This is a genomic window from Thermostichus sp. MS-CIW-34 (genome assembly GCF_054060435.1).
In genome coordinates, this window is sequence record NZ_JBSSDE010000006.1 from 100,170 (window position 1) to 108,384 (window position 8,215).

Genomic DNA, 8,215 nt, shown 5'->3' on the forward strand with positions numbered 1-8,215 from the left:
GTAGCGAATGGGTTAGGACTGCATTTGGCTCATGGCTTCCAGATCCAGCACCTTGGCCACCTGTTCCGGGGTCATCAAGTTGCGCTCTAAGACAATTTGCCGAATGGGCTGGCCGGTTTCCAAAGAAGCCTTGGCCACTTCTGCAGCTTGCAAATAGCCGATGTAGGGGTTGAGGGCGGTCACCAAAGCCAGCGTCCCTTCTGCGTAGCTACGGCAGCGCTCCGGTTTGGGGGTGATGCCTTGAATACAGCGCTCGGCAAAGACCCGCAGGCTGCTGTTCAGAATCTGCAGGCTGTGCAGGAGGTCATAGGCAATCAGGGGCATCATCACGTTCAGCTCAAATTGCCCCGCTTGGGCTGCGAGGGTGATGGCGGTATCCAGCCCAATCACCTGGAAACAGACCATGTTCAACATCTCGGCTATCACCGGGTTGTACTTGCCAGGCATGATGGAAGAGCCGGGCTGCACCGGCGGCAGTTGGATCTCCTTCAGGCCGGTCTTGGGGCCAGAATCCATCAGCCGCAGGTCGTTGGCCAGCTTGATGCCATCTTGGGCCAGGTTGCGCAGGGATCCCGACAGATGCACAAAGGGGGCCATGCTCTGCATCGCCGCCATGGGGTGGGGAGCAGGGGTGAGGGGCAACTGGGTATACTCTGCCAGCCGTTGCACCACCTTTTGCCGGTACTGGGGATGAGTGTTGAGGCCGGTGCCGACGGCGCTTCCCCCCAGCCCCAAGCTGCACAGGGCCTGGCTGGCCTCCTCAATCCAGCGACGGTGTTGGGCAAAGATGGCCGCGTAGGCGCCGAAGCTATCCCCCAGCCGCACTGGCACCGCATCCTGCAAATGGGTGCGACCGGCCTTGAGGATGCCGCGAAACTCTTGGGCCTTCTGCTCCAGCGCCGCTACCAAATTGTCCAGCGTGCCCAGAAAATCCCGTCGCACCCGCAGCAGGGCAGCCAGACGAATGGCGGTGGGGATGACATCGTTGGTGGACTGGCCGTAGTTGACATGGTCGTTGGGGCTGACCCGCTCGTAGCGGCCCTTGGGCTCCCCCAGGATCTCCAGAGCGCGGTTGGCCAGCACTTCGTTGACGTTCATGTGGTGGGAGGTGCCCGCCCCCGCCTGGTACACATCCACCACAAATTGATCCCGCAGGGATCCCTGGAGGATCTCATCCGCCGCTTGGACAATCGCCTTGGCCACCTCTGCCGGAATGCACCCCAGCTCGCCGTTGACCTCCGCCGCCGCCTTTTTAATCAGCACGCAGGCCTCCACATACTCTGGCAGGGGCTTGAGGCCGCTGATGGGGAAGTTCTCCAGGGCACGGGCGGTCTGGATGCCGTAGTAAACCGACTGGGGTAGTTGCCGCTCCCCCATTGAGTCTCGTTCGCTGCGCACCTCAGCCAAGGCTTTTCCTCCCCCGTTCGCGGATCCTTGGGCTAGCTTCCGGCAGCCTTCTCTGAGGGTGTCTCGACGGCTGCAGATAAGTTTTGTAAAGTAGCCTGCAACTGCTGGCTGAGGCGCTCGTTGTTCTCTGCCAAGACCAACACCATGGCCGCACAGGCCAGATGCACCCCCGCTCGAAATTCTGCCGAAGACTTGTACTGGATCAGCGCTTCGCTATCCCCTTCCCGCGGGCTGAGGATGAGCTGAACCGACTTTTGGGCCAACTCTGTCAGTTCCCGTTCCGTTAAACCGAGCTGCACCGCTTCTGCCCTCCCTGCTGGCCGACAAACAACCTTTGATCCCATCAGGATCGCCACTTTGGTATCCTACCGCGGTTGTTGCCCCAATCTGGCAGGATCCCCAAGTGAGCGGGCCTTGACAACGCTTGACGGCTCTAGAAAGAGACGGAAAATGCCGGTTAGTATAGGTGCAGCCTGCCTTGGCCTGCGGGCCAGTGGCCGACTTTGATTGGAGAGTCCAAACTCAGGGTTCGGCACTGCTCCGAAGGGGGCTAGTCCTACTTAGCATTTGTCTTGTGTTGTTATTTCGTTGAGAGAGGAAAACTTGACCGTAGAGCGTCCACCTGACCGCTTCCCCCGCAAGCAGCGCGCAGAGCTGCCGGCTATCAACGAGCGCATCCGCTTCCCCAAAATCCGCCTTATCGATACCGACGGCACTCAGTTGGGGATCATGAGCCCGCGCGAAGCCCTGCGCCTGGCAGAAGAAAAAGATCTGGACTTGGTCTTGGTGAGCGAAAAGGCCGACCCGCCCGTCTGCCGCATCATGGACTACGGCAAGTTCAAGTTTGAGAAGGAGAAGAAAGAACGGGAGGCCCGCAAGAAGCAACACACTGCCGAGATCAAGGAAGTGAAGTTTCGCTACAACATCGGCGAGCACGACTACAACGTGCGCCTGCGCAGCGCCCAACAGTTCTTGGGGGATGGAGACAAGGTGAAAGCCACGGTGATGTTCCGCGGTCGTGAGGCCCAGCACGCCGAGTTGGGGGAAGAATTGCTGCACCGCTTGTTCAAAGACTTACAAGAAGTGGCGGAAATGCAGCAGCCCCCCCAAAAGGAAGGGCGAAACATCACGATGATTCTCTCTCCCAAAAAATCGGTCTGAGGAGGGATCCCACCCATGCCCCTTGCCGTTGGGGATCCGGCTCCGGAGTTCACCCTGCCCGATGCCGAGGGCAATCCCATCAGCTTGAGCCAGTTGCGGGGACAGCGGGTGGTGCTCTATTTTTACCCGCGGGACAACACCCCCGGCTGCACCCAAGAAGCCTGCGGCTTTCGGGATGCCTACGCTGACTATCAAGCCCACGGCATCGCCATCTTGGGGGTGAGCGCCGACGATGCCCGTTCCCACCAAAAATTTGCCCAGAAGCTGCAACTGCCCTTCCCCCTGTTGGTGGATGAGGGGGCCAAGGTGGCCAGGGCTTACGGGGTCTATGGGCCGAAAAAGTTCATGGGCAAAGAGTACAACGGCATTCACCGCACCACTTTTGTTATTGATCCGGAGGGGAAGATCGAGGCCGTTATCACCAAGGTCAAGGTGGAAACCCACGCAGCGGAGCTGCTCAAGCAGTTGACCGGCTCTTAGGCTTTCCGGTGGGAGTTCGGCAGACCTGCTGCTGGGCTCGTTGTTCTGGAACCTGAGCCAAGACGGGAACGAAAAGAGCAAAAAAAGATGTAAAGTGCCGGTATTGATTCCTCGTGGGCTAGGGCCGTGTCCCGACGCAGCCGTACCCTCAAGTCGATTCACGACAGCTACCAAATGTTGGGTTTGGCCGGCCAAGGGCAGTACGGGCGTGTATTCTGTGCCCGTCCCCGTCAAGGAGGAGACCTGGTGGCCCTGAAGGAGCTGCCGGCGGAGCGCTTTCCCACCCAAAATCTGCTGCGGGAGCTGCGCCATCTGCTCACCCTCAACCACCCCAACATTACCCGCTGCTACGCCCTCGAACATGCCCGCGAAGGTCGCTACCTGGTGTTGGAGTACTGCGAGGGAGGCACGCTGCGGGAGCTGATCGACCAGGTGGAGCAAGGGCTGTGGCTGCCGGTCAAGCAGGTTTTGGGCTTTGTGGATCAGATTTTGGCCGGGTTAGATCATGCCCACCGGCAGGGGGTGATCCACTGCGATGTCAAGCCCGAGAACATCCTGCTCAAGCCCACGCCCCAGGGCTGGCAACTGAAGTTGACGGATTTTGGCATCGCCCGTCGCCTGCAGCCTGCTGCCGGCGAGATCACCGCCACCGGATCCCCTGCCTACATGGCCCCGGAGCGGTTTTATGGCCAGTTCAGTCCCGCTTCCGATCTCTACGCGGTGGGGATCATCCTGGTGGAGCTGCTGACGGGCCGACGGCCTTTTTCCGGATCTCCCGGCCAGTTGATGCACGCCCACCTCAACCAGCCGTTTGTCTGTCCAGAAGGGATCCCTGCCCCGCTGCGGGAGGTGCTGGAGATAGCCCTACGCAAGTTGCCCTTGCGGCGGTTCCGCACTGCTGCCCAAATGCGGTCGGCTTTGGCGGTGGTTGCCCAAGAGTGGCAAGAGCCGGCCAGTTGTTGGGTTGGCCCTCGCCTGCCCAGATGGCCGCCCCCTGGGGTACAGGTTTGGGATCTGCCGGATCTGGGCTCTGTTGACACTGGCGGGATGGAGTTCCTGGCCGAGCAAAAGTTCTGCATCTGCGAGGATCCCAGCGGCTCCAGATCCCCGCTGCTGTTGCGGGTGACCCCCCAGAGGCTGGAATGGCTGGAGCTCCAGAACCTTGCCCTGGGATCCCCTGCTTTGGCCCGTTTTTCCCTGGACGAGCCAATTCGGGCGGTGCTGCCCTTGAACACCTTCCCGGAAGCCCTGGCCTTCTCCCGAAGCAGCCTTTTGCACCTCAGCCCCAGCCGCATCCGCACCTTGCTCAGCTTTGAGGAGGATTGGCAGGCCACCTGGCTGGCAGAGCGACAGGAGCTGGTCTGGGCCACCGCCCAAGAGTTGGGGGCCGTACAATGGCAGCCGGCCACGTCGACAGGAACACAGCCTTTCCCCGATTCCCGCTGCTATTTTCGTTGGCCTTGGCAGGGATCCCTGTCCCGCTTGCTGGCCCTCTCGGAGCATCTGGTTTTGTTGACAGGTGTGGGGCAGCAGTGGGTGGAGATGAGCCTCTTGCCCTATCCCAAGGGACACCATCCCACTGTCGCGACCGGCTGGTCTCTGCAGACGGGATCCCAGCCCATTCGCTATCGCCTGCCCTTGGATCCCCAAGGGGGGGTGATCAGCTTGGGAGAACGGTTGCTCTTTGCGGCAACAGATGAGGGAAGGGAAGGCCAGCAAGGTTGCTGCCCCTATCTCCACTCGGTGCAGGTGAATCCGCTGCGGGTGCGCCGCTGGTTCTTGAAAGGGCAACCTGTCCAGATGGCCAAGGCCCCTTGGGGCGTGCTGCTGCTGTGTCGAGAGGGCGAGCAATCCACTTCCCTCTGGCTGTACAGTGAAAAAGGGGATCCCTTGGCCCAAGTAGCTGTGCCTAACGGCTCACAGGTGTTGCAGGTGGGCCAAAGGGGCAAGATTTGGCTGCAGGTGCCCAAAGCAGAGAAATCTCACCTGTCTCAGCTTTGGCAATTGGATCTGAACTGCTTGCCGGTGAGTGGACAGCCTTCCCAGGTGATGCTGTGCGACCCAGCGATCTAGAGTTTCGCCAAGGACTCCGTCCCGCTGTCGCGACCGGACTCGGCCAGAACCGCTATCAGCCCTTAAGATCAAGTTTGAAGATCAAGTTTGGCCAGATGCCCGGCCAGCTCTGCTGGGCTGTGGACCAGGGGAGTGGTGATCTGTCCAGCCTGTTGGAGAACAAGCATGAGTCAGTATCTGCCGGAACCTGCTGCTGTGGAGGAGGATCCCAGCTTGTTGGTAGAGCGGCTGCGCCGCAAAGAGGGCCGGTGGCTGGATTGGGCCAAGGCCTGTCAAGCTTTGCAACGACAGAAAATGACTCCCCAGGCCATCTTCGAGGCAACCGGGTTTGAGCCCATTCACCAAAACCAGATCCTTGTTGCGGCCCAGGTTTACGAAGGGATGGCCAAAGCAGGAGCCAGCCCAGAAGTTCTGGGGCATTTTGCCCATAAAGGCAGCGATATCCTCTACGAGTTGCGCATTCTCTCCCCACAGGATCGGGTTCGGGTGGCGGAATTCATCTTCAGTCGCCATTTGCATGCCGCTGATGCTCACGAGATCGCCCGCGCCGTGAAAAATTATGCCCAGCTCCAGCAGCTCCCGGAAGGGTTTACGGATCACCCCGGCGATGCGGTGGCCTATCAAGCCTGGCGGACGGCCCAGCAAACCCGCGATCTGCAGGAGCGAACTCGGGCTATCGGTCGAGCGTTTCAGTATGTCCACAGTGATACAGCCCGCCGACAGGTGGAGCAGCTCTTGTCCACGATTGCCACCAGCTCCCGCCCCCAACGCAGCGTTTTGCCCAAGCTGTCGGTGTTTCGCCTGGAAGAAGATCTGCCGCGCCTGCTGCCGGTGGCCGGATCCCTGCCTCTTGCAACTGCCGCCTGGGAAGGGATCCCCCCCAGCGAGCCGCAAGGGCCCTTTGGCTGGGTCAACAGCCCGGCGGAGCAGACTTGGATGGCCTTGCCTGCTTGGCCGGTGATTCAAAAGGCCGGGGATCCGGTGATCCTTCAGGTGGAAAACCGGCTTTTGGGATCCCTGTTGGGTTTGCCGGTGCCTGCCGGTGAAGAACAGGATCCGGTTTTGCTGGTGGTCGATCGCGCCGCTCGGGTTTGGGAGGGAGCTCAGATGGCGGGATTTTTCCTGGTGGATCGGGCCGGATCCCTGGCGGTGGAGTGGATAGAAGACTCGCCCTCCTCTCCCCTGTTGGGCCAGGTGCTGATGGCCGTGCGCCCCCCGCGGGTTTTCGATGAGGTGCTGGCTCAGGATCCCTGGCAGTTGGAAGAATAGGCGTTGGGATCCCGCCGTTGTAGCCATTCGTGCTAGTGGTGCAGAGCACCGCGCCTGGACTCGCCCCCATGGCCTCACCCATGGCCTCAATTGAGCAAGGCCAAGTTATCCCGGTGGACGGCAGTATCAACCCCTTCGTAGCCCAGGATGCGGGGAATCTCGGCGGTTTTTTTGCCCTTAATCTGCCGCAGCTCCTCGGCGCTGTAGTTCACCAGGCCCCGCGCCACCTCCTGGCCGCTGGGATCGCACAGGCGCACGGCAGCCCCCGCCTCAAACTCCCCAGAAATGGCTGTGATCCCTGCCGGCAACAGCGAGCGCCCTTGCTCGCACACCGCTCGTACCGCCCCCTCATCCAAAGTCAAAGATCCCTCGGGGATGAGGCCGTAGGCAATCCATCGCTTGCGGGCGCTGGCGGGCTGAGGAGCCGGATCAAAGCGGGTGCCGATGGCCTCGCCGGCCAGAATTGCCGGGATCTGCTCAGGCCGTTTGCCATTGGTGATCACCACCGTTACCCCTGCAGCTGTAGCAATTTGAGCAGCGGTCAGTTTGGTGGCCATGCCGCCGGTGCCCCAGCCGCTTTTCCCCTGGGCTTCGGCCTTCACCTGTAGCGGGATCCCGGGCAACACCCGCTCAATGGGCTGGGCAGAGGGATCTCGGTTGGGGTCAGCCGAATAGAGCTTGTCCACATCGGTGAGCAGGATAAGCCACTTGGCCTGCACCATGCTGGCCACTAACGCCGAAAGCGAGTCGTTATCGCCGAATTTCAGCTCCTCCACTGCCACCGTGTCGTTTTCATTGACGATGGGAATAACCCCCATCTGCAGCAGTTGGGCAAAAGTGCGATTGGCGTTCACGTAGCGGCTGCGCTCCACCAGATCGCCGCGGGTGAGCAGCACTTGGGCAATTGGCTGGTTCAGAGCCGAGAAGAGGTCATCGTAAAGGCGGATCAACCGCCCCTGTCCCACCGCAGCCACCGCCTGCTTCTCGGCAATAGCCGTCGGTCGTTGCCGCCAGCCAAGGCGAGCACAGCCCACCCCCACCGCCCCAGAGGAGACCAAGATCACCGCATACCCCTGCCTGCGCAGGTGGGTCAGCACCTCCACCAGCGGCCCCAACACCGAAAGACGCAACAAGCCGGTCTGAGTATCTGTCAGGCTGGAGGTGCCGATCTTCACCACCACCGTCACGTCTGTTGTTGCCATCGCCGCTCTCAACCCATCCTCCCACCCCTCTATTCACCATAGCGCCACCATAGCGGAGTCAAGACGCAGCTGTATTGACCAAAAGGCGCGGCAAGCCCCGTCCTTCAGGGCAGGGAAGGATAGCGCGAACCGTAGCCTATATCGTTGTCATCACGCATAGGTCAAGAATACGATTGAGCGGTGCAACGACTTCAAGCCTTCAAGTACGAATTGCTGCCCAACGGCCAGCAGGAACGGCAGATGCGCCGCTTTGCTGGCTCCTGCTGGTTCGTCTACAACAAAGCACTGGCGTTGCAGAAGGAGCGTCACGAGCAAGGTCAGAAAAAGCTAGGCTATGCGGGCTTGTGCCAGCTGCTCACCGAGTGGCGCCACAGCGCAGATACAGCGTGGCTGGCGGATGCGCCGGTGCATCCGCTGCAACAGGCGCTCCAGGATTTGGAGCGGGCCTACAGCCACTTCTTCGCCCAACGCGCCGGCTTCCCGAAGTTCAAGAAAAAAGGCCGGTCGGACAGTTTCCGTTATCCCGAGCCCAAGCAAATCCAGCTGGACCAGGCCAACAGCCGCATCTTTCTGCCCAAACTTGGCTGGCTGCGTTATCGCAATAGCCGAGAAGTGCTAGGCAC

General features: G+C 60.8%; 8 protein-coding genes. 5 read left to right on the forward strand and 3 right to left on the reverse strand.

The window, feature by feature from the left end; all coding sequences use genetic code 11:
* Positions 1 to 12 precede the first annotated feature (12 nt).
* Together ACVWYY_RS03720 and ACVWYY_RS03725 are read right to left on the reverse strand one after the other, a co-directional pair.
* Complete coding sequence (locus tag ACVWYY_RS03720; protein WP_457402982.1) at positions 13 to 1,398, reverse strand: aspartate ammonia-lyase; 1,386 nt, start codon at positions 1,396 to 1,398, stop codon at positions 13 to 15.
* A gap of 41 nt (positions 1,399 to 1,439) precedes the next feature.
* Positions 1,440 to 1,751: a hypothetical protein gene (locus ACVWYY_RS03725; protein ID WP_011432176.1), complete on the reverse strand. Its 312-nt coding sequence runs from the start codon at positions 1,749 to 1,751 to the stop codon at positions 1,440 to 1,442.
* 310 nt (positions 1,752 to 2,061) lie between these two features.
* Between ACVWYY_RS03725 and infC the strand changes: the two genes are divergently transcribed.
* The 4 genes from infC (at position 2,062) to raf1 (ending at position 6,390) form a co-directional block, all read left to right on the forward strand.
* Complete coding sequence (infC, locus tag ACVWYY_RS03730; protein ID WP_457388865.1) at positions 2,062 to 2,568, forward strand: translation initiation factor IF-3; 507 nt, start codon at positions 2,062 to 2,064, stop codon at positions 2,566 to 2,568.
* Positions 2,569 to 2,583: 15 nt separating this feature from the next.
* Entirely contained in the window at positions 2,584 to 3,048 is a 465-nt protein-coding gene (gene bcp / locus ACVWYY_RS03735) for a thioredoxin-dependent thiol peroxidase (protein ID WP_011432174.1), read from the forward strand.
* Positions 3,049 to 3,174: 126 nt separating this feature from the next.
* The gene (locus ACVWYY_RS03740; RefSeq protein ID WP_457402970.1) at positions 3,175 to 5,121 is read left to right on the forward strand and encodes a serine/threonine-protein kinase; all 1,947 of its coding nucleotides are present in this window, start codon (positions 3,175 to 3,177) and stop codon (positions 5,119 to 5,121) included.
* Positions 5,122 to 5,286: 165 nt separating this feature from the next.
* Positions 5,287 to 6,390, forward strand: a complete 1,104-nt coding sequence (raf1, locus tag ACVWYY_RS03745; RefSeq protein ID WP_457402972.1) for a RuBisCO accumulation factor 1 — start codon at positions 5,287 to 5,289, stop codon at positions 6,388 to 6,390.
* An 86-nt stretch (positions 6,391 to 6,476) separates the two neighbouring features.
* Here the strand turns inward: raf1 and proB are convergent, their stop codons facing one another.
* A complete protein-coding gene (gene proB / locus ACVWYY_RS03750) occupies positions 6,477 to 7,592 on the reverse strand; it encodes a glutamate 5-kinase (RefSeq protein ID WP_041436197.1) in 1,116 nt (371 codons plus the stop codon).
* Between the two features lie 180 nt (positions 7,593 to 7,772).
* Between proB and ACVWYY_RS03755 the strand changes: the two genes are divergently transcribed.
* The coding region (locus ACVWYY_RS03755) for an RNA-guided endonuclease InsQ/TnpB family protein (RefSeq protein ID WP_457439623.1) at positions 7,773 to 8,215 on the forward strand (443 nt) is incomplete at its 3' end.

Coding starts and splice junctions, on each gene's coding strand:
- ACVWYY_RS03725 (WP_011432176.1), bottom strand. CDS start 1,751: ATGGGATCAAAGGTTGTTTGTCGGCCAGCAGGGAGGGCAGAAGCGGTG.
- bcp (WP_011432174.1), top strand. CDS start 2,584: ATGCCCCTTGCCGTTGGGGATCCGGCTCCGGAGTTCACCCTGCCCGAT.
- raf1 (WP_457402972.1), top strand. CDS start 5,287: ATGAGTCAGTATCTGCCGGAACCTGCTGCTGTGGAGGAGGATCCCAGC.
- proB (WP_041436197.1), bottom strand. CDS start 7,592: ATGGCAACAACAGACGTGACGGTGGTGGTGAAGATCGGCACCTCCAGC.